The organism is Xanthomonas sp. NCPPB 1638 (assembly GCF_041475635.2).
In the GTDB taxonomy this organism is placed as follows: Bacteria; Pseudomonadota; Gammaproteobacteria; order Xanthomonadales; family Xanthomonadaceae; genus Xanthomonas; species Xanthomonas cucurbitae.
On sequence record NZ_CM192984.1, the window covers coordinates 2843740 to 2870689 of the forward strand.

Sequence of the window (26950 nt, forward strand, 5' to 3'; positions counted from 1 at the left end):
AGCACCTCACTGCAACCGCTGAAGAACAAGCGCCCCGCTCCCCGGGGTGCAGCCACCGCGATCAGCCAGCGACCGCTCCCTGGTTGTCCTGCTTGCGCAGGCATAGCCAGGGAAAATGCGGCTGCCGTCGCCCAAGCAGCCGCCCGAGCCGTGCCATGGGCCGACGCGGGTCGAATAGCCAGCGCACCTTGAACGCGTCGAAGCTGGCGTAGGTGTGCTGGTGGTACTGCTCGGCCAGCGCGGGCACGCCCAGCCCTGTGAAATAACGCAGGCTGCGCGCGGCGCTTTCGGCAGCGCGCCGCCGATCCGCATACAGGGGGCTATCGAGAATATGCAGCTCGCCGCCGCCGCGCAGTTGCGCGAGCAACGGGCGTACCAGGCCGGCAGGATCGGGGAAGTACTGGATGCAGGCCGGCACCACGATGACATCGAACAGCTCGCGCGGCAGCGCCACGCTGTGGATATCGGCGGCGACGAAGCTCAGCCGCTGCTCGTGGCCGAACACGCGTGCGGCCTGCGCAAGTTCGGCGCGGTTGACGTCGATGCCACAGACATCGCGCTGCAGCGCCTGGGCCAGCCGCTGCGAGAGCCAGCCATTGCCGCACCCCAGCTCCAGGATCGCGCCCTCGCCCGCGCGCAGTTGCAGGTGGTGCACCAGCAATGCGCTGGACACCGCGCGCACCTGCCATTCCAGGCTGGCGCCGAGTTTGCCGCCAGGATGTGGCAACCGACGCACCTGGGCATCGGTGTACACACGGCCTTCCTTGCGCCGCACCTGCAGATAGCGGTCCTCGAACGGATCACCGGCCAGGCCACGCTGCACGAAGACACCGTCGATCAGCTCCAGCTCGGGCAGCTGCGCCAGTCGCTCGCGCAGCACGGGAAATCCAGCCGTCATCGTGGCACTCAGCGCAGCGGCCTGGCGCCATCGGCGGGCGGATCTTCCAGCCCGACATTGCTGGAGGCCGCGTCGTACACCGCCTTGTCCAGCAGCCCGGTTTCCTTGGCCACCAGCACCGGCACCAGCATCTGCCCGGTCACATTGGTCATGGTGCGCATCATGTCGAGCACCCGATCGATGGCATACAGATACCCGATCACCTCCAGCGGCAGGTTGGCCGCGCTCAGCACCACCGTGGCCATGATGACCGCCGTACCCGGCACGCCGGCGGTGCCGAAGCTGCCCAGCACCGAGGCGATCAGCACCACGAAGTATTGGTTGGCGGTCAACGGCACGCCGGTGTATTGCGCGATGAACACCGCGCACAACGCGGGGAAGATCGCCCCGCACCCATCCATCTTGATGCTGGCACCCAGCGGCACCGCGAACGCCGCGTAGTCCTTGCTCACGCCAAGATTCTGGGTGATCGAACGCATCGCCACCGGCATCGCGGCAAAGCTCGACGAACTGACGAAGGCCACCTGCATGCCCGGCGCGGCACCGCGGAAGAACTTCCACGGGTTCAGCCCATGCACCAGCAACAGGCTGCTATAGACCACCACGATGTGGATGGCGCAGGCCAGGTACAACGCCAACACGAAACTGCCGAACGGCAGCAGCTTCTGGAAGCCATAGCTGCCGACCAGGCCGGCAATCAGGCCGAAGGTTCCTAGCGGGGTCATCTCCAGCACGAAGCGGGTGACCTGGATCATGATCTCGCTCATCTGCGCGGTGAGCTTGCGTGCCTCGGCCACGCGCTCGCCCAGCTTGACCATCGCAAAGCCCAGCAGCGCGGCAAAGAAGATCACCGGCAGGATCGAGCCACGCCCGGCCGCCAGCACGGTGTCGCCGGCGGCATTGGTCCTGGTGCCGATGCCGGTCAGCGCATAGAACGGGTTGGACGGCACCACGTCCAGCAGCACCTGGACCGGGCTGGGCACATCGCGCGGTTTCCAGGCCGAATCCACGCTCAGGCTGAAATGGCCGGCGCCCGGCTGCAGCAGCGTGCCGACCGCCAGCCCCACGCCCACGGCCAGCGCAGCAGTGAGCACAAACCACAGGAACGTGCGGCCACCGAGTGCGGCAACGGACTTTTGCCCATGCAGCGAGGAGATCGCATTGATGACCGCGAAGAACACCAGCGGAATGGCGATCATCTTGATCAGGGTGACGTACAGATCGCCCAGGGGACCGAACCACACATCGGCAGCCGGCCCCATGGCCCAGCCAGCCAGCGCGCCCAGGACGAAGCCGGCCACCACGCGCTGCCAGAACGGAATGCGCAACCAGGCCGCAACCAGTCTCATGTCATCGAATCATCCGGGGGGAATGCGTGCACCTTAGCGCAGCGCCGCGCTACCCGCGAGGCCGCGACTGGAACAGCAGCATGCCATCGGTGCGACGGACGCCGCCCGGCATAATGGGCACCGATCCAGCCACGAGTTCAAACCCGATGCATTACCGCCTGACTGCCCTCGCCGCTGTGACCACGCTGTGCGTGGCTGCCTGTGCGTCCACCGCCGGACCCACGGCGGCTGCCTCCGCCGCGATCACGGTGGAGGTGCCGCCGGTGATGCATCCGGCCGGCGAAACCCCGCAGTGGTGGTATCGCTCCGGCGCCGCGCGCGCGGCCGGCAATGGCGCGATGGCCGGCAAGGCGCGCAACGTGATCCTGTTCCTGGGCGACGGCATGAGCCTGACCACGGTGGCGGCCGCACGCATCCTGGATGGCCAGCGCAAGGGCGGCCCCGGCGAAGAAAACCTGCTGTCCTGGGAGCAGTTCCCGGCCACCGCCTTCAGCAAGACCTACAACACCGATTCGCAGACGCCCGATTCGGCCGGCACCATGACCGCGATCACCACCGGGGTGAAGTCGCACATGGGCGCCATCGGCGTCAGCAGCGGCAACCGCAGCGACTGTGCCGACAGCCTGGGCAAGAGCCTGCTGAGCTGGCTGCAGCTGGCCGACAGCGCCGGCATGGCCACCGGCATCGTCACCACCACCCGGCTCACCCACGCCACCCCGGCCGCCACCTACGCGCACTCGCCGGATCGCAACTGGGAAAACGACACCGACCTGCCGGACGCCGCCCGCGCGGCCGGCTGCCAGGACATCGCCCAGCAATTGCTCTCCACCGCCCGCTACGGACGTGGCCCGCAGGTGGTGCTGGGCGGTGGCCGCCGCCAGTTCCAGACCGTGCAGCAGCGCGACCCCGAGTACGACGGCAAGGTCGGCCTGCGCCTGGACGGGCGCGATCTGGTGGCCGAATGGAAGCGGGCGCACCCGCAGGGCGCCTATGTCTGGAACGCACAGCAGCTGCAGGCCGCAGCCGGTGCACCGGCAGTGCTGGGGTTGTTCGAGCCAGACCACATGCAGTTCGACCACGATCGCAACCGCAGCCCGCAGGGCGAGCCCAGCCTGACCGAAATGACCCGCACCGCGATTCAATCGCTGGCGCGCGCGCCCAACGGCTTCGTGCTGATGGTCGAAGGCGGTCGTATCGATCACGCCAACCACGCCGGCAATGCGTACCGCGCGCTGGACGAAACCGTGTCGCTGTCGGACGCGGTGCGCGCCGCGGTGCAGACCGCGCCGGCGGACACGCTCATCATCGTCACCGCCGACCATTCGCACACGCTCAACTTCGTCGGCTACCCCGTGCGCGGCAATCCGATCCTGGGCAAGGTGCGCGGCGGCGGCGGCGAGGAAGGCGACCGCAGCCAGCTGGCCACCGACATGGCCGGCCACCCCTACACCACGCTCAGCTACGCCAATGGCCCTGGCTACACCGGCGCCAGCAATGCGCAGCCAGCCGGCCCGAAGACCTTCCCGCACGACCCCAGCAGCAGCGAACCGGCCGCGGGCCGCCCGGACCTGACCCATGTGGACACCGAAGCGCCCAGCTACCTTCAGGAGTCGCTGGTGCCGACCAAGTCCGAAAGCCATGGCGGCGAAGATGTCGGAATCTGGGCCACCGGCCCGGGCAGCGCGGCGTTCCGCGGCACGCTGGAGGAGAACGTGATCTACCACGTCATCGTGCAGGCCACCCCGCGGCTGCGCGAGCGCCTATGCAAGGCGGGCACCTGCGATGCCGCCGGCGTGCCGGTGGAGCTGCCCAGGCCGGCCACGTTCGAGGCGGCGGACAGGCGCTGAGATGCAGGCTGGTGTGCGGCGGCAGACTGGCGGGCGCGCGAGGCGCGACGGGCGCATCGATGCGTGGCGACTGGCAGTTGCCGGCGCGCCATCGGCGCAGGCCTTGGCAAGGCGGATCATCGGCGCAGGCCTTGGCAAGGCGGATGCGCAATGTTTGCCAGCGCGCAGAAGACGTGCGAGCGCCTGCCAGCAACGTGTTGACTGCACCAGTCGGTCATTGCGCAGCGTGAGGCACCGATGACTACCATGCCGCCACTGCTGCCTGCCGCACCACCCGGCCCGGTGCTGATCGCCTACAGCGGCGGCCTGGATTCAACGGTGCTGCTGTATGCGCTGGCCGCCGCGCCGGCCTATCGCGAGCACGGCCTGCGCGCGCTGCACGTCCATCACGGCCTGCATGCCGATGCCGATGCCTGGGCGGCGCACTGCCGGCAGACCTGCGAGGCATTGGGCGTCCCCCTGCAGACGGTGCATGTGCAGGTCGCCCGTGACAGTGGCCTGGGGCTGGAAGCGGCCGCCCGCCAGGCGCGCCACGCCGCCTTCGCCGATGTTCTGGCAGATGGCGAATGGCTGGCACTGGCGCATCATCGCGACGACCAGGCCGAAACGTTCCTGCTGCGCGCCCTGCGCGCCTCCGGTCCGGAGGGGCTGGCGGCCATGCGCACGCAGCGGCCATTTGCCACGGGCACCTTGTGGCGCCCGTTGCTGGTGCACGCCCGCGCCGCGCTGCAGGCCTACGCACACACGCATGGCCTGCAGTGGATCGACGATTCCAGCAACGCCGACCCACGCTACGACCGCAATTTCCTGCGCACCCAAATCCTGCCGTTGCTGCGGCAACGCTGGCCGCAGGCCAGCGAGTCCCTGGCACGCAGCGCGCAACTGAGCGCCGACGCCGGCGACCTGCTGCTGCACGACGATCTGGCGCTGCTGCCCGGCCTGCTCACCCGAAGTGGCGCGCTGGATCTGCAATTGCTGGCCGCACATCCCGCCGCACGACAGCCACGCCTGCTGCGCGCCTGGGTCAACGCAGCAGGCGCGCCACCGCTCCCCGCGCAGGGCGTGACAGCGTTGCTGCGGGAGATCGCCACCCCCGCGTCCGACCGGCAGGCCTGCTTCGCCTGGCTGCAGGTCCAGGCGCGGCGTTGGCGCCATTATCTGTACCTCCTGCAACCCACGGCAGCCTGGCCGGCTGCGTGGTCCACGCACTGGGACGGCGCCCAGCCCTTGCAGCTGCCCGATGGCGCAACGCTAGCCCTGCACGGGCCGCAGGCGCTGCACTTTGACCATCCGCTGCGGGTCTGTGCCCGACACGGCGGCGAGCGCATCGTGCTGCCGCAGCGCCGCCACTCGCATCGGCTCAAGCACCTGCTGCAGGCTACGGACCTACCGCCGTGGGAACGCGAGCGCCTGCCCATCCTGTGGGACGGGGCGCAAGTGGTGGCCGCCGGCGATTGCATCGTCTCGGCCACCCTGCACGCCTGGCTGCAAGCCCATCACGCCCGCCTGCGATGGCAGGCGAGCAACCCGGCGAATTGACCGCCCTGGCTACGCCCCGCACACTTGCGCGATGGCTAAAAAGTCCTTGAACGAAACCTCCCCGGTTGCCCGCTTCGAACAGTCGCTGGAGGAACTCGAGCAACTGGTGCAGAAAATGGAGCTCGGCGACCTGAGCCTGGAGCAGTCGCTCAGCGCCTACGAACGCGGCATCGGCTTGTACCGCGATTGCCAGCAGGCGCTGGAACACGCCGAACTGCGCGTGCGCATGCTGACCGACCCCGCACGTCCCGAGCTTGCCGAACCTTTCGATCCGCCCGCGCAGGACGGCGGCTGAGGTGAACCCCGCCCTGTTCGACCACTGGATCGCTCGTGCCGAGCGCGGCCTGGACGCGTGCCTGCCCGCAGCAACGCTGCCGCCACAGCGTCTGCACGCAGCGATGCGGCACGCCGTGCTGGGCGGCGGCAAGCGCCTGCGGCCACTACTGGTGTACGCCAGCGGCACGCTGTTCGGCACTGCGGAAGACGTGCTGGATTCGCCTGCCGTGGCGGTGGAGCTGATCCACGCCTATTCGCTGGTGCATGACGACCTGCCGGCGATGGACGACGACGCCTTGCGCCGTGGCCAGCCCACCGTGCACATCGCCTTCGACGAAGCCACCGCGATCCTGGCCGGCGACGCCCTGCAGGCGCGGGCCTTCGAACTGCTGGCCGCCGCGCCAGTGGGCGCCGAGCTGCGGGTCGGCTGGTTGCAGCGCCTGGCCACCGCTGCTGGCGCCGCCGGCATGTGCGGCGGCCAGGCGCTGGATATCGACGCCACCGGCCAGCTGCAATCGCTGTCCGAACTGCAACGCATGCATGCGCTCAAGACCGGTGCGCTGATTCGCGCGGCGGTGCGCATGGGCGCGCTGAGCGGTGCGGCTGCGCCGGCCGACCAGCAGCGTCTTGACGACTTCGCCGATGCGCTGGGGCTGGCCTTCCAGGTCCGCGACGACATCCTGGATGTGGAATCGAGTTCGGCCCAGCTGGGCAAGACCGCCGGCAAGGATGTGGCGCAAGCCAAATCGACCTATCCCGCCCTGCTCGGCATGGCCGGCGCCAAGGCCAAGCTGGCCGAACTGGCCACGCGCATGCACGAGGTTCTGCAGCCCTACGGCCGCCAGGGCGAAACCCTGGCGACGCTGGCCCGGTTTGCGGTCGACCGCGCGCACTGAGCGCTGCGCGCCCGACCGGGCTGGCAACCACGCGCAGCACAATGCTCGCTGGCAGGCGTACCCGACACAACCGCGCAGCGACCGGCCACGCAAACCATCGACAGCCACGCCCACCGGATCGACCCCGCCGCGGCATCCAAGACCACGTTCGCGCACTGCGTGCGCCAGCGCACGGTCGGCGCGGCGTGCAGGCGCGCCCCACTCCAGTACCACGTCACAAAACGCAACTTCCCTGTCTGCGCCCTGCTGCAGCTGAAAGCACCCGAAACGGCGCCATTCATGACCGGTCGCACGTTTTATAACTGAACTAACCACACCAGCGGCACGTTGCGCCCGGCCGGACTCACTTCTTAACTGAAATTTTACTGATTGAACCACTTGTCGCGCCTGCTGGCTGTGCCTAGGTTTGGATCGCCCGCGCCTGCGGGCATCCCCCGATCAAGGAGAGTCTCTGGTGAAGAATGTTTTTCTCGCATCGTTTGCTGCAGGTACGCTGGCCGTCGTCGGCGTACTGGGTTCGGCACAGGCGCAATCCCTGCGCGGCCCGGTTCCATTGACCATTGAACTGTCGCCAGTGGCCGACCAGGCCGGGCGGCATCAGGGCAGGATCGCGGTGACCGTCACCAACACTGGCAACCGGACCGCCCGCGTGCCGAGCTATCAATTGCCGTTGACCTCGCTGGACAACGGCATCCTGGAGGTCAGCCACGAGGGCGCGCCGGTGGCCTACACCGGACGGCTGGTCAAGCGCGGCCTGCCCAAAGCGGCCGATTTCACCATCCTGCAGCCTGGCCAGAGCGTCAAGGGTGAGGTCGACCTGGCCGGCGCGTACGACCTGTCCAGCAGCGGCAACTACACCATCCAGGTGCGCTCGGCGCTGCACTATGCCTCGCTGTCGGACGGCAGCCTGATGAAGGCGGCCAACGGCCAGCCGGCCGTGGCCACCAGCGCCCCGCTCACCCTCTGGCTGAACGGCGTCAATCGCGGCCTGCAGCGTCAGCTGGCAGTCGGCCCGCAGGCGGTCATCAACGGGATCAACTACCAGAGTTGCAGCACCACCCAGACCAACCAGCTCGCCACGGCAGTGGGTGCGGCGCGCACCTATTCGCAGAATGCGCGCACCTATCTCAACGGCGGCAGCACCGGTGCGCGCTACACCACGTGGTTCGGCGCCTACAACGCCTCGCGCTATAGCCGGGTCAGCGCGAACTTCGTGGCCATCGACAATGCGCTGGATCAGAACAACGGCCAGATCACCCTCAACTGCAATTGCAACGACAGCGCATACGCCTACGTCTACGCCAATGCCCCGTACGAGATCTACATCTGCAACGCGTTCTGGGGCGCGCCGGTGCGCGGCACCGATTCCAAGGCCGGCACCCTGGTGCACGAGATGAGCCATTTCACCGTGGTGGCCGGCACCCAGGACCGCGTGTATGGCCAGTCCGGTTCGCGCAGCCTGGCGATCAGCAATCCGGCCCAGGCCATCACCAACGCCGATAGCCACGAATACTTCGCCGAAAACACCCCGGCGCAGAACTGACCGCAGCAGGTCGCAACGACACAGGCCCGGCATCGCTGCCGGGCCTGTGTCGGTTGCCATGCCACATTACTTGATGAGGCGCAGCGAGAACGGATACCGATAATGCTCGCCGTTGTTGGCCTTGACCGCCGCCAGGATGCAGAACACCAGGCTGACGACCCACACCAAGGCGGGCAGGAACGCGAGCAGTCCCAACGTCACCACGGACAGGATGGCCGCCACGATCACGGCCAGCGTCACGGTGATCTGGAAATTCAACGCTTCCTTGGCCTGGTCGGTGGCGAACGGCTTGGACGGACTGGCGTCCTTGCTGATGAGCCAGATCACCAGCGCGCCGACGAAATAGGTCACGATGCCCAGCAGGTGCGCCGCCAGCGCCAGGGTGCGCTCCTGCGAGGGGGTATCGGTTCCGATCGGCGGCGGCGGCGGTGCGGCGTGTGTCTCGAATTCGCTCATCTGTTTTCCCAAACATGATTGTGGTGCGGCTGACTATAACAACAATACAGCCGACCACCGGTGCGCAACGACGGCGCCGCTTGCCGCGACCGCTGTTGCGGCAAGTGGCATGACGAAAGCGCACCCCATGCGATGCACCGCGTTGCCGGCCGCGCGCCTGCTGGCATCGGTGCGCAGGCGAGCGGCTCGCTCAGCTTTCGCCGGCCACGGTCATGCGATTGACCAGCACCGAACCGATCTTGACGTGCGAACGCCGGTCCACGTCGCTGCCCACCGCGTCGATGCCGGCAAACATCTCGCGCAGGTTGCCGGCGATGGTCAGGCCGTCCACCGGATAGGCGATGGCGCCGTTCTCGATCCAGAAGCCACCGGCGCCGCGCGAGTAATCGCCGGTCACCGGGTTGACGCCATTGCCCATCAGCTCGGTGACTAACAACCCGCGCGACATGCCGGCAATCATCGACGCCAGATCGCCGGCGTTGGCGCTGACCTGCAGGTTGTGCACGCCGCCGGCGTTGGCGGTGGTCTGCAGCCCCAGCTTGCGCGCCGAATAGCTGCCCAGCACGTAGCGCTGCAGCACCCCGTCGGTTATCAGGGCCGCGCGCCGGGTCGCCACGCCTTCGCCATCGAACGCGGCCGAGCGCAGCCCGCGCCGTAGATGCGGCAGCTCCTCGATGTTGAACCACTCGGGGAACAGCCGGGTGCCGACGCTGTCGAGCAGGAAGCTGGCGCGGCGATACAGCGCGCCGCCGGACACCGCGCCCAGCAGATGGCCGACCAGCGAGCGCGCCACTTCCGGTGCAAACAGCACCGGCAGCTGGCCGGTGGGCAGCGAACGCGGCTGCAACCGCGCCACGGTACGCTCGGCGGCATGCCGGCCGATGGCATCCGGCGCCTCCAGGTCTTGGCGTGCCAGTGCGCTGCTGTACCAGCCATCGCGCTGCATGCCGTCGCCCTGCCCGGCGATCAGTGCGCAGCTGATCGAATGATGGGTGCCGCGCTCGCGACCAACGAAGCCATGCGAGTTGGCATACACCGACAGGCTGAGACCGGTGCTGGCCGAGGCGCCGTCGGAGTTGCTGATGCGCGCATCGGCCTCGCGCCCGGCAGTTTCGCAGGCCAGCGCCAGATCCACTGCCGTGTCGGCATCCAGCGCCCACGGGTGCCAGCTGTCGAGCTCGGGGAACTCCTGCGCCATCAGCTCCGGGTCGGCCAGGCCGGCCGCCACGTCGTCTTCGGTGTAGCGCGCGATCGCGCAGGCCTGCGCCACCGTGGCTTCCAGGCTGGACTCCTGCAGATCGGCGGTGCTGGCGCTGCCCTTGCGCTTGCCGAAATACACCGTCACCGCGATACCGCGGTCGCGGGTGGATTCGACGGTTTCCACCTCGCCCAGCCGCACGTTCACATCCAGGCCGCGCTCTTCGCTGCAGCTCACTTCGGCCTGGGTGGCGCCAGCGGCGCGGGCGCGCTCAAGCAGGCGCTGGGAGATTTCGGTCAGCGCATCCAGGCGCTGCAGGCTGTCGTCGGTGACACGGGTTTCGGAGGAGAGTGCGTTCAATGCTTTATCCTTTGGATGCGGATCCATTCGCAAGAACCCGGCCGTCCAAGGCCGGAGATATTTATCAACCAAGTTTCGGGATGTAGTGGCAATGCGCGGACGCGATGAAGACACCGGTGAGTTTCGTGGCGCCAGCCGCAGCCAGCAACGGCGCGAGGCGCTGGAAATTTTTGACCTGGGCGAGAAGCTGGTGGCGCTCACGCCGGCGCAGCTGGCCAAGCTGCCGGTGCCCGAGTCGCTGATCCCGCATATCGAAGAGAGCAAGCGCATCACCTCGCATATCGCGCACAAGCGGCAACTGGCGTTTCTGGCCAAGCACATGCGCCGCGAGGAAGATGAGACCCTGGCCGCGATCCGCGACGCGCTGGATGCCAACAGCGACACCGCGCGCCGCGAAGTGGCCGCGATCCACCGCGTCGAGCGCTGGCGCGAACGCCTGCTCGCCGAAGGCGACACCGCGCTGGCCGAACTGCTGGAGGCCTACCCGGCCGCCGACCGCCAGCAGCTGCGCCAGCTGGTGCGCAACGCGATCCACGAACGCGCCAAGAACAAACCCCCGCGCGCCTACCGCGAACTGTTTCAGGTACTGCGCGACATCTCCACGCAAGCCGGCGAACAACCCGACGACGCGCACGGCAGCGATCTCGAGATCGACGACGCCGACCCGGATACCGAGGAATAAGAACTCAGCCACGCGGGGCGCATCGGATGCCGATGCCCCCGCCGTTACGATTCCCGAATCCCCATTCCCGATTCCCAGCATCTCAGGCCTGCGTCCCACCAACGGTGATGCCGTCGATCAACAGCGACGGCTGGCCCACGCCCACCGGCACGCTCTGGCCGTCCTTGCCGCACACGCCCACGCCTTCGTCCAGCGCCAGGTCGTTGCCGATCATGCGCACCTTCTGCATGGTTTCCGGGCCGTTGCCGATCAGCGTAGCGCCCTTGACCGGCGCGGTGACCTTGCCGTCTTCGATCAGGTAGGCCTCGGTGGCCGAGAACACGTACTTGCCGCTGGTAATGTCGACCTGGCCACCGCCGAAGTTCACTGCATAGATGCCCCTCTTGACCGAGCGGATCATTTCTTCCGGGTCGTGCTGGCCGGCGCGCATGTAGGTATTGGTCATGCGCGGCATGGTCAGGTGCGCGAACGATTCGCGACGACCGTTGCCGGTGGGCGCCACGCCCATCAGGCGGGCGTTGTGGCTGTCCTGCATGTAGCCCACCAGCACGCCGTCTTCGATCAGCGTGGTGCACTGCGTCGGGGTGCCTTCGTCGTCGATGTTGAGCGAGCCGCGGCGCCCGTCCAGGGTGCCGTCGTCGACGATGGTCACGCCCGGCGAGGCCACGCGCTCGCCGATGCGCCCGGCGTAGACGCTGGTGCCCTTGCGATTGAAATCGCCTTCCAGCCCGTGGCCGACTGCCTCGTGCAGCAACACGCCGGGCCAGCCCGGGCCGAGCACCACCGGCATCACCCCGGCCGGTGCGGGGATGGCGTCCAGATTGACCAGCGCCTGGCGCAGCGCCTCACGCGCGAACCCTTCCGGGCGACCATCGGCGAACAGCTCGGCATAGCCGTAACGGCCACCACCACCGGAGTAACCGGACTCGCGGCGGCCGTTGTGCTCGACGATGACCTGCACGTTCAAACGCACCAGCGGGCGCACGTCGGCCGCCAGCACGCCATCGCTGCGTGCGATCAGCACGGTGTCCACGCCGCCGGACAGGCTCACCATCACCTGCTTGACGCGCGCATCGGCGGCGCGCAGGAACTGGTCGATGCGGCGTAGCAGGTCCACCTTGGTGGCGCTGTCCATGTCGTCGATCGGGTCGGTGGCCGGGTACAGCGCGCGGCCATTGCCACGCACCAGCACGCGGCTGGCGTGCGCACCGCCATCGCGCGAAATCGCACGCGCCGATTGCGCCGCTTCCAGCAAGGTGTCGCGCTGGATATCGTCGGAGTACGCAAAGCCGGTTTTTTCGCCGGAGATCGCGCGCACACCGACGCCTTGTTCGATGGAATGCGCGCCGTCCTTGACGATGCCGTCTTCCACGCTCCAGCTCTCGCGCCGCGAGTGCTGGAAATACAGATCGCCGAAGTCGATACCCGGGCCCAGCAGGGCGCCGAAGGTGCGGTCCAGATGGCCGGCGTCCAGGCCGGAAGGAAGCAGCAGCCGGGTTTCGGCCAGAGTGAGAGCGTTATCGGTCATGCGATCAGGATGGGGCCCGCGCGCCGGGGAGACAAGTCGTCCGGCTGAATCGGGCGCGCCGCTATCATGGCTGCCTCGTGTCCTTTGCCGCGCCTGTGCATGAAGCTCATCGCCCACGTCCTGGATGGCCACACGCTGGACATCCGCCCTGCCCCGCCTGCGCGCGACTGGATGGATGCCACCGACCAGCGCTACGCCTACCGCTGCCTGCCGCTGGCAATCGCCAATGCGCATGGTTGGGAACTGCTGTGCCCGTCCGGTTTCGAGGCGGCGTGGGATGGCCGCGATAGGCTGGACGCTATTGCCATCCGCGCCGATGCCGGCACTGCGGCGCCGGCGATCAGCCATTTCGGTTATGGCGTGCTGACCTTCCATGTGCCCTGCCTGTTCCGCACCGACACCGGCATCGACCTGTTCGTCACCGGGCCGTTGAACCGGCCCAAAGACGGCATCGGCGCATTGAGCGGCCTGGTGGAAACCGACTGGAGCCCGTCCACCTTCACCATGAACTGGCGTTTCACCCGCCCAGGCCAAGTGCACTTCGCCGCCGGCGAGCCGTTCTGCCATCTGTTTCCGTTACAGCGTCAGTTGATCGAGCAGGTGCAGCCGCAGTGGAGGCCACTGTCAGAAACGCCGCAGCTGGCGCAGCAGCATGCCGACTGGACGCACAGCCGCACGCGCTTTCTGCAGGACCTGCCGGATGCGCAATCGGCGGCGGCGCGCGAGAAGTGGCAGCGCGGTTATTTTCGCGGCGTGACCGCAACAGACCCGACGCCGCAACCGGGCCACCGTGCCCGCTTGCGCCTGCCGATGTTCACGCGCGCCGGCAGCGACGAGGAGTCATCAGCAGGCGACTGAGCAGCAGGCGTCAGCGCGCTGGCGCAGCAGCCGGCGTCGGTTTGCTCGGCGCGCGCTCCCGCTCGCGTTCCACCACATCCACCTGCGGGTCCTTCCACGGCCCGGTGACGTGGTAGCTCTTGGCGCCGATCGCACCCAGTGGCTTGCCCAGCACCGCATTGGCGGCCGCGCCCACCGCCGCGCCCACCGGGCCGCCGGCCACCGCGCCGACCACGGTCAGCAGGTTGCCGGCCTTGGGGTTGACGTCCACGGTCTGGTCGAAGGTCTGCGCGCGCAGATCGGTCTGCCCGCGGATGGCGATGTCGGCCGCCGGCCCGGCAATGCGGATGGCATCGGTCCGTGCGAGGCCCTCGCCGAAGCGCACCTCGCCGGCCAACGTGTTGAAGGCCAGCCCCTTGGAGAAGAAATCGCGGAAGTCGAACATCAGCCGGCGCGGCAACTGCGCCACGCTGAGCAGGCCGAGCACGCGGCCGGCGCCCGGCTCCACTTCCAGCAACTGGCCGTTGCGGACGTCCACCTTGAGATTGCCGTCCAGCGAGCCGAGCGCAAAGCCGGCCGGCGAGCCCTGCCAGCCGGCATTGAGTTCCAGCTGGCCTTCGCCACCGCGCAGCTGCCCGCCCAGGGTGAGGGTCTGCAGCAGCTTGCCCAGGTTGCGGCTGTCCACGCGCGCCGACAGCCGCGTGCTGGCCGCCCCGCCCTTGCCGCGCCACGCGCCGGTCAGGCCGATGCTCTGGTCGTCCGAGCGCAGCTGCAGCTGATCCACCTGCATGCCATCGGTCAGCCGGCTGCTGCGCAGGGTCGCCGCGCCCAGGGCCATCTTGCCGACCCGCAGGTCGTCGATGTCCAGCGCCAGCGGCGGGATCGAGACGGGGTCGAACTCGGCCACCGCGCGGCGTGCCGGTTCCGGCAAGGCACCGGCCAGCGGGTCGCCCGGCTCGGGCTCGGCGGGCGCCGGTGCCTCGGCCACCGGCTGCCAGCGCACGGTGCTGAGCTTGCCCTGCACCGTGCCGCCGCTGGCATTGGGCACGGTGAGCTGGCCGGCCAGCGAGGGGCCGTCCAGGGTCACCGCCACCGCATCGCGGGTCGGGCGTAGCCTTAGCCGCGTCTGCGGGAACACGCCGCCGATCAGCAGCAGCCTGTCGGCCTGCACGTCCACTTGTTGCAACGGCACTGCCTCCTTGCTGGGCACCGCCGGCTGACCCGGCAGCGGCGGCATGTCGGGATCGCGGCTGCTGCGTGCCAAGCTGATCCAGTCGATCGCATCCAGCGACGCGGTGCGGCCGGTGACCACCAGTCCGTTGGCCGGCGGGCGCTCGGTCACCGTGTCGCTGCCCATCACCACGCGTACGCCGGTCTGTTCGCCGTGGCGATTGGCCTTCACTGCCACCAGCTTGCCGAAGGCCACATCGATATCGCCATCGCCCACCGGCAAGGCCACCTTGACCTGGGTGTCCAGCGGGCGGCCGGCCGGCTTGTCCAGGGGCGCGGGCAGATCCAGCATGGTGCCCACCAGATTCGAGCGCAGCGTCAGCAGCGCCTGCGCATTCGGCTGGCCCGACGTGGGCAACGGCACGTCCACCCCCACCTGCCACGGCGCACTGCCATGCACGTAGGGGCGCAACCAGTCCATCTGCGGCGCCCGGTCGAACAACTCCTCGGCGTCCAGGGTGGCGTTGAAGCGCGCTTCGAAGGCCTGCGCCGGGTCCTGCACGAAACTGCCGGCACGCAGCGCCAGCTCGCCGGTGTGGCCCTGGTGCTGCACGCTCAGGTGCTCGGCGGCAAAGCCGCTGTCGCGATACTCGGCCTGCCCGCTGACCTGGTCGAAAGCCAGGTCCCAGCGCGCATCGGCCAGCTTGGCACCCTGCAGCGCGACCGTGCCCTGTAGATGCCCGCCCACGCCCTTGGTCCGCAACGGGCGCAGCAGATCGAAACTCACCGCCGCCGGGCCGGACACGCTGAGGTTGCGCAAGGTGTCGCCATAGCGGCGCTCCAGCGGGCTCTGTCGCAGCATGCCCAGCAGCTGCGCCGCGTCAGCCTGGGTGGAGGCGCGCACGTAGAGCTCGGAGGTCGCAAAACTGGGGATCCCCGCGCTCAGCTGCGCGATCGGGGTGCCGGCCAGCCCCCCCTTGCCGTGGAGCGAGAAGCCGTTGCCGATGAAGCTCAGCTCGGCCTGCACCTGTTCCATCGCCGGCCAGTCCGGGTTGAAGCGGATCATGCCATCGCGGATCTGCCCGAACGCTTCGAAGCGCCCATCGTTGTTGTCGAACGGCCAGTCGTCCAGATCGCCGCTGACCAGCCCGGTGCCGCCTGTGACCACACCGCCGGCCACGGCCATGTCCAGCCAATCGATGGCGGCCTTGCTCATCTTGGAGCGGATCCAGAACTTGCGTGCCACCGGCAGCGCCACGTCGTCCAGCTGCGCGGCCAGTTGCATGCGCGGGCGACTGCCGTCGTTCTGGAACCACAGCCCGCCGCGCACGTTGGCGCCGTAGTCGCTGGCCTGCACACGCAGCGCCGGCGTGGCGACCTGCCAGCCAGCGCCCTCGCGCCAGCCGACGATCTTGCCGGCCAGCTGGATCTGATGCACCACCCCGAAGCCGGTGGGCCAGTCGAAGCGCACCGTTGCGTCGGCGTCGGTCTCCAGTTCGCCGCCCTGCGCATCGCCATCGATGCGCCCGCGCAGGCCGCTGATGCCTGGTGCATTGCCAACCGGCAGGAAGCCGAGTTCGTCGATGCGGCCTTGCGCACGCATCGGCCCGCCCGGCTCGCCGGCAAGCTGCAGCTCGGCCACCCGCAGTTGCGGCCTGGACAGGCTCAGCCAGCGGCGCAGGCCCGGCGAGAGCCGGTCGCTCAACGCGGCGGCCGCAATCAGACCCGAAACATCCGCCTGCTGAGCGGCCACCGCATAGCGACGCCCACCAACGATGCTCAGTCCGTCCAGATGCTGCAACGCGGTGGCCTGCCCCAGCCGCAGCAGCGGCGCATCGAGCCGCCAGCTGCCGTCGATGAGCTGCCAGCGCGCGCGCGCCTGCAGCCGCTCCCAACGCAGCGTGCGCCGCGCGGTTTCATCCGGAAGTGCGGTGCCCGACAACTGCAGCTGGGTGAAATCCGCATCCACGGTGACGCCGGTCACCCGACGCGCCCGCAGCTGCGCCCAGGCCTGCAACCGCCCGCCGCCGCCATCCACGCGCATGCCGCCGACCTGCAGCAGCGACGCCCACGCCGACAGATCGGCCGGATCGGCCTGTGCATAGGCGCTACCGTCGCCGCTGTCGCGGTCGAACTCCAGCACCGCAGTCAGCGGCGCGCGTTTGAGATCGATCCAGCTACGGCTGCCCACCTTGACGGTGGAACCGCTGACGCGCAGGCGCAGGTCGATGCGCGGCAGTGCGGTGTTCACGCCGATCGACGGCGCGCGTACCTGCAGGCGCGCCTCGGCCAGCTGGATCTCGCCCAGACGGCGCAGCGCATCCAGCGGGTCGGAGTCACCCCCGCTCGGCAGCCCCTGCACCGACCACACGCCATCGTTGCTGCGTTGCAGGGTCAGCGCCAGCCCGCGCAGGCGCACTTCGGTCAGCGAATGCCCGGGCAACAGCCCGGCATACATCGCCAGCAGGATTTCCGCCTGCCCCACCTGCACCTCGCCATGCGGGCCGATCCGCAGGCCATCCAGCCGCAGCAGCGGCCCCCGCCGTGTCCACTCGGTCTCCAGCCGATCGAAGCTAATCGCCTGCCCCGCGCGCTGGCTCAACCAGGCGGCGATCTGCTGCGGATGCTCTTCCGCCAGCGGCAACGCCTGGCTGGCCGCACCGACCAGCAACGCGATCGCCACCACCGCCAGTGCGGCGGCAGTGATCGCATAGCGGCGGAACAGCCGCAGACGGCGGCGCAGCGGGGTGGGCATTAACGGCGGGGAATGGGGAATGGGGAATGGGGAATCGTAAGAGCACCAGCGCTGGCGTGTGGACGCTTAGCCGTCTGATGGCGCAACGACGTTGAAGGGCTGACAGACGCGACGTGGAGCGGCTGTTGCTCCACCCCGATTCCCCACTCCCGATTCCCGATTCCCGGCCTCACAGCAGCACCACATCGAACTGTTCCTGCAGATACTGGTCGTCGGACTGGAAACGAATGCTCTTGCCGAGGAACTCTTCCAGCTCGGCCACCGCGGCCGACTCCTCGTCGGTGATGCGCGCCACCACCTTGGACGAGGCGATCACCAGCAGCCGGGCGGCATCGAACTGGCGCACCGCGCGGGTGATCTCGCGGAAGATCTCGTAGGTCACCGTCTCGGCGGTCTTGATGGTGCCGCGCCCGCCGCAGTGCCCGCAGGTTTCCGACAGCTGCCGCTCCAGGCTTTCGACGGTGCGCTTGCGGGTCATCTCCACCAGGCCCAGCGGCGAGAACTCGTACACGGTGGTCTTGGCATGGTCGCGCGCCAGCGCCTTTTCCAATGTGCGCAGCACCTGCCGGCGGTGCTCGGCATCGTCCATGTCGATGAAATCGATGATGATGATGCCGCCCAGGTTGCGCAGCCGCAGTTGCCGCGCCACCGCCTGCGCCGCTTCCAGGTTGGTGCGGAACACGGTCTCTTCCAGATTGCGTTGCCCCACGAACGAGCCAGTGTTGACGTCGATGGTGGTCATCGCCTCGGTCTGGTCGATCACCAGGTAGCCACCGGACTTGAGCGGTACCTGCTTGTTCAACGCCCGGCCGATCTCGTCTTCCACGCCGTACAGGTCGAAGATCGGCCGGTCGCCGGTGTACAGCTCCAGCCGCTCGGCCAGTACCGGCATGTACTTGGCCACGAAGGCCTGCAGCTGCCCGAAGGTTTCGTTGGAATCGACCTTGACCTTCTCCACGTCGCGACGGATCAGGTCGCGCACCGCCCGCAACGGCAGGCTCAGGTCTTCGTAGATGATGCTGCACGGCGGCGCTTCACGGCCGCGCCGCTCGACCACGGCCCAGACCCGCGACAAATAGGCGATGTCTTCGGCCAAGGCTTCTGCCGGCTGGCCTTCGGCATTGGTACGGATGATGTAGCCGAAGCCGCCGTGCTGGGCAGAGACCTCGCTGACGATGGTCTTCAGGCGCAGCCGCTCGGCCTCGTCCTCGATCCGCGCCGACACCCCGACGATCTTGGACTGCGGCAGCAGCACCAGATAGCGCGAGGGGATGCTGATCTGGGTGGTCAGGCGCGCGCCCTTGGTGCCGATCGGGTCCTTGACCACCTGCACCACGATGTCCTGGCCATCGCGCAACAACTCCACGATGGGAACCGAGGTGGCCGGCGGCGGCGGCAGCGGGGTTTCTTCGGTATCGACCACACTGGCCGGTGCCGGCACCGGGCGCACCACGTCGTTGGCGTGCAGGAACGCGGCGCGCTCCAACCCCACTTCGACGAAGGCTGCCTGCATGCCCGGCATCACCCGTTGCACCTTGCCCTTGTAGATATTGCCCACCACGCCCCGGCGCCAGCCGCGCTCGATATGCAGTTCCTGCAGCATGCCGTTCTCGATCACCGCCACACGGGTCTCGCGCGGGGTGACGTTGACCAAAATCTCTTCCGACATCAATGCGCTCCGAAGGCTGTGAGCAACTGCGAGGTATGCAACAACGGCAACCCCATCACGCCGGAATAGCTACCGGACAGATGGGTGATGAAACGCTCCGCGCGCCCCTGGATCGCATACGCGCCGGCCTTGCCCATGGGCTCGCCGCAGGCGGCGTAGGCGGCGATCTGGGCATCGTCCAGCGTCGCAAAGGTCACCTCGGACACCACCAACGCCTGCGCCGGCGCGCGCTGTGCGCAGACTAGGACCACCGCCGTGAGTACCTGGTGGGTGCGCCCGGACAACACGCGCAGCATGGCGATCGCATCGTCCACATCGGCTGGCTTGCCGAACACCCGCTCGCCCAGCACCACTTCGGTATCGGAGCCGAGCACGATCGCATCGGGGTCGCCGGCCTGCACCTGCGCCAGGCCGGTATGCGCCTTGTCCAGCGCCACGCGCTGCACATAGTGGTCGGGCGATTCGCCCGGCGCGCGCCGCTCGGGCACGTCCAGTTCCAGGGTCTGGAACGGCACATCCAGGCGCTGCAGCAGTTCTTGTCGGCGGGGCGAACGGGAGGCGAGATAGAGCATCCGCCCAGCATACCTGTTGCCCGCACTCACCCGCTTGCTTGACGCAGGCGTGTCGCCGCCACGCCACACGCGGCTCACAACATGTTCATCCACATCCCAACACGCTCGCAGGACAGACAAGGAGATCCCATGCGTACCACCCTCAAGCCGCTGCTGCTGGCCCTGTCCCTCGCTGCCGGAACCGCCATGACCGCCCACGCCCAACCCGCGCCGAGCTACGCCCTTCCCACTGACGGCACCCTGCTCAACGTGTCGGCCGAAGCCGAGGCCAAGCGTGTACCGGACATTGCCACGTTGTCGGCTGGCGTGGTCACCCAAGCTACCGACGGCAACGCCGCCATGCGCCAGAACGCCGAGCAGATGAGCAAGGTCATGAGCGCCGTCAAGGCGGCCGGCATCGCCGACAAGGACGTGCAGACCAGCGGCATCAACCTGAGCCCGCAGTACACCTACAAGGACAACGAGGCGCCCAAGATCAACGGCTACCAGGCCAGCAACACCGTCAGCCTGAAGGTGCGCGACATCGCCAGGCTGGGCAAGGTGCTCGACGCCCTGGTCGCCAACGGTGCCAACGATATCAACGGCCCCAGCTTCTCGATCGACCAACCCGAACCGGTCTACGACGAAGCCCGCGTGGCCGCACTGAAAAAGGCCCAGACCCGCGCCGACACCTACGCCAAGTCGCTGGGCCTGAAGGTACGCCGCATCGTCAGCATTTCCGAAGGACGCAGTGGCGGCGGTGTGCGCCCGATGATGATGGCCGCCTCGATGCGTTCGGCCAAGGCCGAGATGGATACACCGGTCGCCCCAGGCGAAAGCACCCTGTCGATCAACCTGGATGTGACCTTCGAGCTGGGGCGCTGATAGCGCATCCGATTCCCCGCGACGGCGTTGGCCATCTGCCGCCCGGCGGGCAGATGGCCGATACCGCGCGATGCCTGGAGATCGGAAAGGCGCTGCGGCATCACCCGCTTGGCTCCAAAAAAGCAGGTTATCTGCAAGTGCCCCACGGCATACTGCGATAGTGAATAGGCGCTGACAGGCATTTGTGCTTAAAAAAACATGAAATTTAGAGAAATCATTCTTTAAGCGAGCTCGACCTCTCTCTAGCATCGGTTGTCAGCGCTTCGTCACATTCGTGATGGCGCACATCTGGAGAGAGACGATGAATGCCTGCAACGCCTCGCCACGCCATTCCCGCCAGCACACGCGCCTGTGCCGCATCAGTGTGCTGGCACTTGCACTCAGCGGAGCCGTGGGGGTGCTGACCACCGGCCCCGCAGCCGCACAGAGCACAACCGCCAGCATCTACGGAAGCGCCCCCGGCAACAGCGGGGCCACCGTGACCGCGCAGAGCGACACCGGCTTCACCCGATCGGCCACCATCGACGCCAATGGCCGTTATGCGATCGGCAACCTCCCGGTAGGCACCTATACCGTCACCCTGCAGCGCGAAGGCCAAGCTGCACAGACGCGCCAGAACATCGCTCTGCGCGTCGGTGCCGGCACCGATGTGTCCTTCGGCAGCGGCGATGGGTCCGGCGATGCCACGACCCTGGGCACCATCACGGTGACCGGCAAGAACATCTCGCCGGTGGATGTCTCGGCGACCGCCTCGCGCACGGTGATTACTGCCGAACAATTGCAGCGCTTGCCGCTGGCGCGTACCGGCGAGGCCATTGCGCTGTTATCGCCCGGTGCCGTGCAAGGCAGCGGCTATTTCGGCAATGCCATTTCCTTCGGTGGCGCCGGTGTCACCGAGAACGCCTACTACCTCAACGGCTACCTCAGCTCCAACCCGCTCTCCAACATCGGCGGCGTGAGCCTGCCCTTCGGCGCCATCGATCAGCAGGAAACCTATACCGGCGGCTACAGCGCGCGCTTTGGTCGTTCTGCGGGCGGCGTGCTCAGCCAGGTCGGCAAACGCGGGACCAACGAATGGCACTTTGGCGCGCAGACGTTGTGGCGTCCAAAGTCGCTCGCCAGCGACAACAAGAATGTCTTCTACCCCGACACTGCGCCCCCAGCCGGTTACAGATACAGCAACAGCAGCCTGCCGGGCACGCTGTATCGCAGCCGCGACGACGATCGCTCATGGAACACCGTCTACAGCGCCTATGCGGGCGGCCCGCTGATCGAGGACCGCCTGTTCGTGTTCGTTGCCGCAGAGCAGGAGCGCACCCAGGGCGTATCGACCGCGAGCCGGGATGACGCGGTCATCGGCCGCAACAACTTCCGGACCGACAGGCCCAAGATCTACACCAAGATCGACTGGAACATCAACGACAGCAATCTCCTCGAACTGACCGGCATCAAGAACGGCTCTCGCGACCGGGGCGCCTACTCCGACTTCACCGGCTATCCGGGTGTTCCCAGCAATGCCGAAGGCGCCTTCGCCGACACGGTGAAGGTCAACGATCGTTACTACATCGGCAAATACACCAGCTACATCACCAGCGATCTGACCCTCAGTGCCACCTACGGCAAGAGCCAGCAGACCGACTTCCGCAACAATCCCAGCACTGCGGCATTCATGTCCGGCACCAGCCAGCAGGACCCCGCGATCAACGGCGGCCAGGAAATTCGCAACAACCAGACCTCCAGCCAGGCGCGTGACGGAGAAAACGCCACGCGCGGCCTGCGCATCGATCTGGAGTACGTGCTGGGCAACCACACCCTGACCGCCGGTGTGGACAACATGTATTTCAACGCACGCAACGAGGGCGTCATCACGACCGGGCCCGGCTTCACCTGGACGTATGGCTTCTCCTCTCGCCCCGCATCGCCGATCAGGGCTGCGCTCGGCGTCGGCCCGGCCGGCGGCAATGGCTACTTCGTCAACCGGACCGTCTTCAACACGGCAACCAGCATGTCGGTCGAACAAAAAGCCTACTTCCTCGAAGACAAGTGGCAGCTCACCGACACGCTGCTGCTGACCTTGGGCATTCGCAACGACAAGTTCACCAACTTCAACGACGTGGGCGTGCCCTACGTGCGCAGCGGCGATCAATGGGCACCGCGCCTGGGCATGAGCTGGGATGTGTTCGGCGATTCCTCGTTGAAGGTGTACGGCAACGCCGGTCGCTACTATCTGGCGCTGCCCAACAGCGTGGCGATCCGCGGTGCATCGCCCTCGACGTTCACCAACGAATACTTCACCTATACCGGCATCGACGCGCAGGGTAATCCGACCGGGCTGACGCCGGTTGCAGTCGATCCATCGGCAGGTTTCACCTGCGCCGGCAACACCGTTTCCGCCGGTCTGGAATGTGGCCAGGCACCGGATGCGGCCGGCATCGCTGCTACCGACCTCAAGTCGATGTACCAGGATGAGTTCATGCTCGGCTTCGACAAGACCTTGGGCACTAACTGGGTCACCGGCGCCAAGGCCACCTACCGCACGCTGGGAGCCACCATCGACGACGTCTGCGATTCGGACCGGATGCGCACCAAGCTCACCGCCTCGGGCATCGATCCGGCCAGCGTGAACGTGCCGGGCTGTGTCATCTTCAATCCCGGCGAAACCAACTCCTTCAGCCTGGCCAACCTCAATGGCCCCGGCCGCACGGCGGTGACGATGTCGCCCTCGGACTGGGGCTTTGACAAGCAGGCCAAACGCACCTATCTGGCGGTCGACCTGTTCCTGCAGCATCCGTTCGACGGCAAGTGGGAAGGCCGCATCGATTACACCTGGTCGCGCAATTTCGGCAATACCGAGGGCCAGATCAAGTCCGACATCGGCCAGACCGATGTGTCCAAGACGCAGGACTGGGATGCGGCCGCATTGATGTGGTATTCCGGCGGCTATCTGGCCAACGACCGGCGCCACCAGATCAAGCTCTACGGCTCCTACCAGATCGCGCCCGAATGGCTGGTCGCAGGCAATATCCGCGTGCTGTCCGGCACGCCGAAGTCCTGCCTGGGCTACGTCAGCATCAACGGCATCAGCGAAGATTCCGATGCTGGCGACCCGGTGGGCTATGGCTCCTCGTACCACACCTGCAACGGCCAGCCGTCGCGCCCAGGCGATGCCGGACGGCTGCCGTGGACCAAGATCGTCGACCTCGCGCTGACCTACCGCCCCGCCTTCGCCGACAACAAGCTTGCCATGACCTTGCAAGCCTTCAACGTCTTCAACGAACGCAAGCCGCTGCAGGTCGATGCCACCTGGGAAGACAACCCGTTCACGCTGTCCAATACCTACGGCATGGGCGCGTTCTTCACCCAACCGCGCTATGCCATGTTCTCGGTGTCCTACGACTACTGACGCCCTCTCCCGTCAGCGTCGTTTCCCCGGCCCTGCAAAGGGCCGGGCTTTTCTGGACCGCTGCAAACCTCGCCAGCGCGACCACCGCAGCTGCGCGCGGACGAACAAAAAACCAGGGGCACCACCGGGGATCCCTTGTACGGCCGCCCCGGCTGCGGTAAACCTACGCGACCGGATGGTGTAGTGCGTCCGGGACGCGCTGGTCCTTTCCGCAGTTCCGTTCTGGAGGTGGATGATGGTTCGCACGCAATCGCAGGTTTCCTCCCGTCCCACAGGCATCGATGCTTCGCGCGTCCTGGCGATGAGCACCGCGGTGGCCTTGCATCTGCTGGCCGGCAGTTTGTTGTTGATTCCGCTGTCGTATCGGGCGATCCCGCAACCGGCGCCGGAACCGCGCTTGGTCATGCCGATCACGATCGCCACCCCGCCACCGCCGCCGGTGTTTCCGATCGAAGTGAAGTTCACTCCGCAGACGCAGGTGCCGCCAAAGCCGGTGCCTGTGCAGGTGCAGACCCCCACGCTCAACCAGGCGCCGGTGGTGGACAGCACACCACTGGCCATCCCTGCGGCGGCCAACCCGGTGGCCGAAACGGCGCCGGTCACAGCGACGCCCGCCAGCGGGCCGGTCGAGGCAGGCCAGTTGCAATACCTGAGTTCGCCGGCACCGGGTTATCCGGTCGCGGCGTTGCGTGCCGGGCAGCAAGGCACGGTGCTGCTGCGCGTACTGGTCGGCACCGATGGGCGTGCTGCCGAGGTCAGCGTGCAGACCAGCAGCGGCCATCGCGTCCTCGACCTGACGGCACGCAGCCAGGTGTTGCGCAACTGGCGCTTCCAGCCGGCAATGCGCAGCGGCCAGGCGGTGCAGGCCTATGGCCTGGTGCCGGTGAGCTTTTCACTCAACTGACGACACCGGCGATGGAAGGGCAGTCAACCGCGGCGGCTAACACGACCGCCGCAGTTGGCTGTGCAAGATCAGGCGCGATGGTAAGGATGATTGGCCAACATGGCCGCCGCACGATACAACTGCTCGGCCACGATCAGGCGCACCAGCATATGCGGCAGGGTCAACGGGCCGATCGACCAGCGTTCGCTGGCGCTTCTCAGTACATCGGCGGCGTGACCTTCCGGGCCGCCGATCAGGAATGCCAGGTCGCGCCCCTGGCCGCGCCAATGCTCCATGCGCTGGGCCAGCTGCTCTGAACTGAGCGGACGGCCCGGCACGTCCAGCGCCACCACATAGGCGTTCTTCGGCAACGCCGCCAGCACGCGGCGGCCTTCGTCGTCGATGGCACGTTGCGCGTCGCGGCCCTTGCCGCGCAGGCCGGGTTCGATCTCGACCAGCTCCAGCGGCATCCAGTGCGAGAGACGTTTCTGATATTCGGCAAACCCCTGCGCCACCCACGACGGGGCACGTTCGCCAGTGGCGATCAATCGGCATTTCATCGCCACATGATATCCGCGTCACAGCCCGGGCATCCCGCGACGATTTGTCGGCGCGTGTCATGGCGTGGTTACAGCCGGCAATTAGTGTCGCCCGACCACCCAGCCCGCAGGAGTCGTTCGATGCCGATTTTCGATCCCGCCCGCCGCCAGGTTCTCAAGGGCAGCGCCGCCGTGATGGCCGCCGGTGCCCTTGGCAGCTTGGGCGCCTTGCAATCGCACCAGGCCCAGGCCGCCACGTCCCCGTCGGTGCGGCTCGCGCCGGTTCCCAGCCGCTACGGCCCGCTGGCACCGGTGGCCGACCAGAGCACCGGGCTACCGCTGCTACAGCTGCCGCGCGGTTTCAGCTACCGCTCGTTCGGCTGGAGTGGCGATCGCATGGACGATGGCCAGCCCTGTCCCGACCGTCACGACGGCATGGCCGTGGTCGGCCTGCGCCGGCCCGACTGGCGCCCCGGCAGCGACCCGTTGCGCGGCCTGGAATACGTGTTGATCCGCAACCACGAACGCGGCGCCGGCAGCCCGTTCCGCGCACCGGCGATGTACGACACCGGCATCGTCAGCGGCACCCAGTCCGCCGGCGGCGGCACCACCACGCTGAGTTACGGCCGCCGTGGCTGGGGCAGCCTGGAGCCCAGCCTGGGCGGCACCCTGGTCAACTGCGCCGGCGGCCCCACCCCGTGGGGCACCTGGCTGAGCTGCGAAGAGATCAAGACCAATGCGGTGTCCAGCACCGGCCGCAAGCACGGCTACGTGTTCGAAGTGGACCCGGACAGCCACCGCACCACCGGCCGGCCGCTGGTGGGCCTGGGCCGTTTCAGCCACGAGGCGGTGGCGATCGACCCGCGCACCGGCATCGTCTATCTCACCGAAGACGACCGCAACAAGGCCGGGCTGTACCGTTTCATTCCCAATGATCGCCACGGACGTAACGGGTCGCTGGAAAACGGTGGCCGGCTGCAGGCCGCACGCGTGCGCGGGCGCCGCAATGCCGATCTGACCGTGGCCAGCATCGGCCAGCAGTTCCAGCTGGAATGGGTGGATATCAGCGAGCCCGATCTGGACAGCATCGCCGCGCCGGCAGGCTTTGCCGATATCGGCGCCAACGACACCTTGAGCGGCCCGTTTGCGCAGGCCTGGGCCGATGGCGCGCTGCGCATGAGCCGCGGCGAAGGCATCTGGTACAGCTACGGCAAGCTGTTCATTGTCGACACCAGCACCGGCGTGGATGCGCAGGGCCGGCGCGGCTACGGCAATGGCGCGGTGTGGGTGCTGGACCTGTTCACCCAGCGCCTGAGCGCGCTGTTCGTCAGCGGCAACCAGCTGGCGGCGCACAACCCGGACAACGTGACGGTGAGCGCGCGCGGCGGCGTGGTGCTGTGCGAGGACGGCGGCGAGAGCCCGGACGAATACGGCCCCGGCGCGCGCCTGCTGGGCCTGACCCGCCAGGGCGAGTCGTTCTATCTGGCCAAGAACAACGTGCAGCTCACCTCGCAGCAGATCGCCAACGCCGGCAAGACGATCGCCGAGGGCGACTACCGCGATACCGAGTTCTGCGGCGCCTGCTGGGACCCGTTGGCGCGCACCCTGTTCGTCAACATCCAGACCCCGGGCATCACCCTGGCCATCACCGGGCCATGGGAGCGCGGGCCGTTGTAAGGCAGTGGC

The 26950-nt window shown here is 67.7% G+C and carries 20 protein-coding genes; 11 read left to right on the plus strand and 9 right to left on the minus strand.

Features of this window, described 5'->3' with window-relative positions; genetic code table 11:
- Positions 1 to 61: 61 nt before the first annotated feature.
- Together ACCQ13_RS12195 and ACCQ13_RS12200 are read right to left on the minus strand one after the other, a co-directional pair.
- A complete protein-coding gene (locus tag ACCQ13_RS12195) occupies positions 62 to 898 on the minus strand; it encodes a class I SAM-dependent methyltransferase (protein ID WP_104603887.1) in 837 nt (278 codons plus the stop codon).
- Positions 899 to 906: 8 nt separating this feature from the next.
- Positions 907 to 2247: a dicarboxylate/amino acid:cation symporter gene (locus tag ACCQ13_RS12200; protein ID WP_104603888.1), complete on the minus strand. Its 1341-nt coding sequence runs from the start codon at positions 2245 to 2247 to the stop codon at positions 907 to 909.
- Positions 2248 to 2360: 113 nt separating this feature from the next.
- Here ACCQ13_RS12200 and ACCQ13_RS12205 point away from each other — a divergent pair, with 113 nt between their 5' ends.
- From ACCQ13_RS12205 to ACCQ13_RS12225, 5 genes are all read left to right on the plus strand, one after another.
- The gene (locus ACCQ13_RS12205) at positions 2361 to 4094 is read left to right on the plus strand and encodes an alkaline phosphatase (protein WP_159407250.1); all 1734 of its coding nucleotides are present in this window, start codon (positions 2361 to 2363) and stop codon (positions 4092 to 4094) included.
- A 237-nt stretch (positions 4095 to 4331) separates the two neighbouring features.
- Positions 4332 to 5633: a tRNA lysidine(34) synthetase TilS gene (tilS, locus tag ACCQ13_RS12210; RefSeq protein WP_159407251.1), complete on the plus strand. Its 1302-nt coding sequence runs from the start codon at positions 4332 to 4334 to the stop codon at positions 5631 to 5633.
- Positions 5634 to 5664: 31 nt separating this feature from the next.
- Positions 5665 to 5928, plus strand: coding sequence for an exodeoxyribonuclease VII small subunit (locus ACCQ13_RS12215; protein WP_104603891.1), 264 nt, complete (start codon positions 5665 to 5667; stop codon positions 5926 to 5928).
- Position 5929: 1 nt separating this feature from the next.
- Positions 5930 to 6805: a polyprenyl synthetase family protein gene (locus ACCQ13_RS12220; RefSeq protein ID WP_159407252.1), complete on the plus strand. Its 876-nt coding sequence runs from the start codon at positions 5930 to 5932 to the stop codon at positions 6803 to 6805.
- Between the two features lie 454 nt (positions 6806 to 7259).
- Positions 7260 to 8348, plus strand: coding sequence for a M35 family metalloendopeptidase (locus ACCQ13_RS12225; protein WP_159407253.1), 1089 nt, complete (start codon positions 7260 to 7262; stop codon positions 8346 to 8348).
- Between the two features lie 66 nt (positions 8349 to 8414).
- Here the strand turns inward: ACCQ13_RS12225 and ACCQ13_RS12230 are convergent, their stop codons facing one another.
- Together ACCQ13_RS12230 and pmbA are read right to left on the minus strand one after the other, a co-directional pair.
- On the minus strand, positions 8415 to 8804 hold the full coding sequence (locus ACCQ13_RS12230) for a DUF4870 domain-containing protein (protein WP_159407254.1): 390 nt from the start codon (positions 8802 to 8804) through the stop codon (positions 8415 to 8417).
- Positions 8805 to 8994: 190 nt separating this feature from the next.
- Positions 8995 to 10362: a metalloprotease PmbA gene (gene pmbA / locus ACCQ13_RS12235; protein WP_159407255.1), complete on the minus strand. Its 1368-nt coding sequence runs from the start codon at positions 10360 to 10362 to the stop codon at positions 8995 to 8997.
- A 91-nt stretch (positions 10363 to 10453) separates the two neighbouring features.
- Between pmbA and yjgA the strand changes: the two genes are divergently transcribed.
- Positions 10454 to 11044, plus strand: coding sequence for a ribosome biogenesis factor YjgA (gene yjgA / locus ACCQ13_RS12240; RefSeq protein ID WP_159407256.1), 591 nt, complete (start codon positions 10454 to 10456; stop codon positions 11042 to 11044).
- An 82-nt stretch (positions 11045 to 11126) separates the two neighbouring features.
- On the opposite strand, the gene tldD is transcribed toward yjgA, so the two are convergent.
- On the minus strand, positions 11127 to 12572 hold the full coding sequence (gene tldD / locus ACCQ13_RS12245; RefSeq protein WP_159407257.1) for a metalloprotease TldD: 1446 nt from the start codon (positions 12570 to 12572) through the stop codon (positions 11127 to 11129).
- A gap of 99 nt (positions 12573 to 12671) precedes the next feature.
- Here tldD and ACCQ13_RS12250 point away from each other — a divergent pair, with 99 nt between their 5' ends.
- Positions 12672 to 13430, plus strand: coding sequence for a DUF6065 family protein (locus ACCQ13_RS12250; RefSeq protein ID WP_159407258.1), 759 nt, complete (start codon positions 12672 to 12674; stop codon positions 13428 to 13430).
- 10 nt (positions 13431 to 13440) lie between these two features.
- On the opposite strand, the gene ACCQ13_RS12255 is transcribed toward ACCQ13_RS12250, so the two are convergent.
- The 3 genes from ACCQ13_RS12255 to ACCQ13_RS12265 all read right to left on the minus strand — a co-directional run bounded on the left by ACCQ13_RS12255 (position 13441) and on the right by ACCQ13_RS12265 (position 19575).
- Positions 13441 to 17334 (minus strand): YhdP family protein, encoded by a 3894-nt coding sequence (locus tag ACCQ13_RS12255; protein ID WP_159407259.1) that lies wholly within the window; start codon positions 17332 to 17334, stop codon positions 13441 to 13443.
- A gap of 169 nt (positions 17335 to 17503) precedes the next feature.
- Positions 17504 to 19003 (minus strand): ribonuclease G, encoded by a 1500-nt coding sequence (gene rng / locus ACCQ13_RS12260; protein WP_159407260.1) that lies wholly within the window; start codon positions 19001 to 19003, stop codon positions 17504 to 17506.
- A complete protein-coding gene (locus ACCQ13_RS12265) occupies positions 19003 to 19575 on the minus strand; it encodes a Maf-like protein (protein ID WP_104603901.1) in 573 nt (190 codons plus the stop codon). Before ACCQ13_RS12265 ends, rng begins: the two co-directional genes overlap by 1 nt.
- Before the next feature lie 129 nt (positions 19576 to 19704).
- On the opposite strand from ACCQ13_RS12265, the gene ACCQ13_RS12270 reads away from it, so the two are divergent.
- The 3 genes from ACCQ13_RS12270 to ACCQ13_RS12280 all read left to right on the plus strand — a co-directional run bounded on the left by ACCQ13_RS12270 (position 19705) and on the right by ACCQ13_RS12280 (position 24746).
- Positions 19705 to 20439, plus strand: a complete 735-nt coding sequence (locus tag ACCQ13_RS12270) for an SIMPL domain-containing protein (RefSeq protein WP_104603902.1) — start codon at positions 19705 to 19707, stop codon at positions 20437 to 20439.
- A 301-nt stretch (positions 20440 to 20740) separates the two neighbouring features.
- Complete coding sequence (locus tag ACCQ13_RS12275; RefSeq protein WP_159407261.1) at positions 20741 to 23842, plus strand: TonB-dependent receptor; 3102 nt, start codon at positions 20741 to 20743, stop codon at positions 23840 to 23842.
- Between the two features lie 232 nt (positions 23843 to 24074).
- Positions 24075 to 24746: an energy transducer TonB gene (locus ACCQ13_RS12280; RefSeq protein ID WP_159407262.1), complete on the plus strand. Its 672-nt coding sequence runs from the start codon at positions 24075 to 24077 to the stop codon at positions 24744 to 24746.
- A 68-nt stretch (positions 24747 to 24814) separates the two neighbouring features.
- Here ACCQ13_RS12280 and rlmH read toward each other — a convergent pair whose 3' ends face one another.
- Entirely contained in the window at positions 24815 to 25285 is a 471-nt protein-coding gene (rlmH, locus tag ACCQ13_RS12285; RefSeq protein WP_104603905.1) for a 23S rRNA (pseudouridine(1915)-N(3))-methyltransferase RlmH, read from the minus strand.
- A gap of 120 nt (positions 25286 to 25405) precedes the next feature.
- On the opposite strand from rlmH, the gene ACCQ13_RS12290 reads away from it, so the two are divergent.
- Positions 25406 to 26941: an alkaline phosphatase PhoX gene (locus tag ACCQ13_RS12290; protein WP_159407263.1), complete on the plus strand. Its 1536-nt coding sequence runs from the start codon at positions 25406 to 25408 to the stop codon at positions 26939 to 26941.
- The last annotated feature ends 9 nt before the right edge of the window (positions 26942 to 26950 follow it).

Excerpts from the sequence above, each read along its gene's own strand:
- ACCQ13_RS12195 (WP_104603887.1), bottom strand. The coding sequence starts at position 898 with ATGACGGCTGGATTTCCCGTGCTGCGCGAGCGACTGGCGCAGCTGCCC.
- tilS (WP_159407251.1), top strand. The coding sequence starts at position 4,332 with ATGACTACCATGCCGCCACTGCTGCCTGCCGCACCACCCGGCCCGGTG.
- ACCQ13_RS12215 (WP_104603891.1), top strand. The coding sequence starts at position 5,665 with ATGGCTAAAAAGTCCTTGAACGAAACCTCCCCGGTTGCCCGCTTCGAA.
- ACCQ13_RS12290 (WP_159407263.1), top strand. The coding sequence starts at position 25,406 with ATGCCGATTTTCGATCCCGCCCGCCGCCAGGTTCTCAAGGGCAGCGCC.
- ACCQ13_RS12255 (WP_159407259.1), bottom strand. The coding sequence starts at position 17,334 with ATGCCCACCCCGCTGCGCCGCCGTCTGCGGCTGTTCCGCCGCTATGCG.
- ACCQ13_RS12230 (WP_159407254.1), bottom strand. The coding sequence starts at position 8,804 with ATGAGCGAATTCGAGACACACGCCGCACCGCCGCCGCCGCCGATCGGA.
- ACCQ13_RS12280 (WP_159407262.1), top strand. The coding sequence starts at position 24,075 with ATGATGGTTCGCACGCAATCGCAGGTTTCCTCCCGTCCCACAGGCATC.
- ACCQ13_RS12275 (WP_159407261.1), top strand. The coding sequence starts at position 20,741 with ATGAATGCCTGCAACGCCTCGCCACGCCATTCCCGCCAGCACACGCGC.
- ACCQ13_RS12250 (WP_159407258.1), top strand. The coding sequence starts at position 12,672 with ATGAAGCTCATCGCCCACGTCCTGGATGGCCACACGCTGGACATCCGC.
- rlmH (WP_104603905.1), bottom strand. The coding sequence starts at position 25,285 with ATGAAATGCCGATTGATCGCCACTGGCGAACGTGCCCCGTCGTGGGTG.
- yjgA (WP_159407256.1), top strand. The coding sequence starts at position 10,454 with ATGCGCGGACGCGATGAAGACACCGGTGAGTTTCGTGGCGCCAGCCGC.
- ACCQ13_RS12265 (WP_104603901.1), bottom strand. The coding sequence starts at position 19,575 with ATGCTCTATCTCGCCTCCCGTTCGCCCCGCCGACAAGAACTGCTGCAG.
- rng (WP_159407260.1), bottom strand. The coding sequence starts at position 19,003 with ATGTCGGAAGAGATTTTGGTCAACGTCACCCCGCGCGAGACCCGTGTG.
- ACCQ13_RS12205 (WP_159407250.1), top strand. The coding sequence starts at position 2,361 with ATGGGCACCGATCCAGCCACGAGTTCAAACCCGATGCATTACCGCCTG.
- ACCQ13_RS12270 (WP_104603902.1), top strand. The coding sequence starts at position 19,705 with ATGCGTACCACCCTCAAGCCGCTGCTGCTGGCCCTGTCCCTCGCTGCC.
- ACCQ13_RS12200 (WP_104603888.1), bottom strand. The coding sequence starts at position 2,247 with ATGAGACTGGTTGCGGCCTGGTTGCGCATTCCGTTCTGGCAGCGCGTG.
- tldD (WP_159407257.1), bottom strand. The coding sequence starts at position 12,572 with ATGACCGATAACGCTCTCACTCTGGCCGAAACCCGGCTGCTGCTTCCT.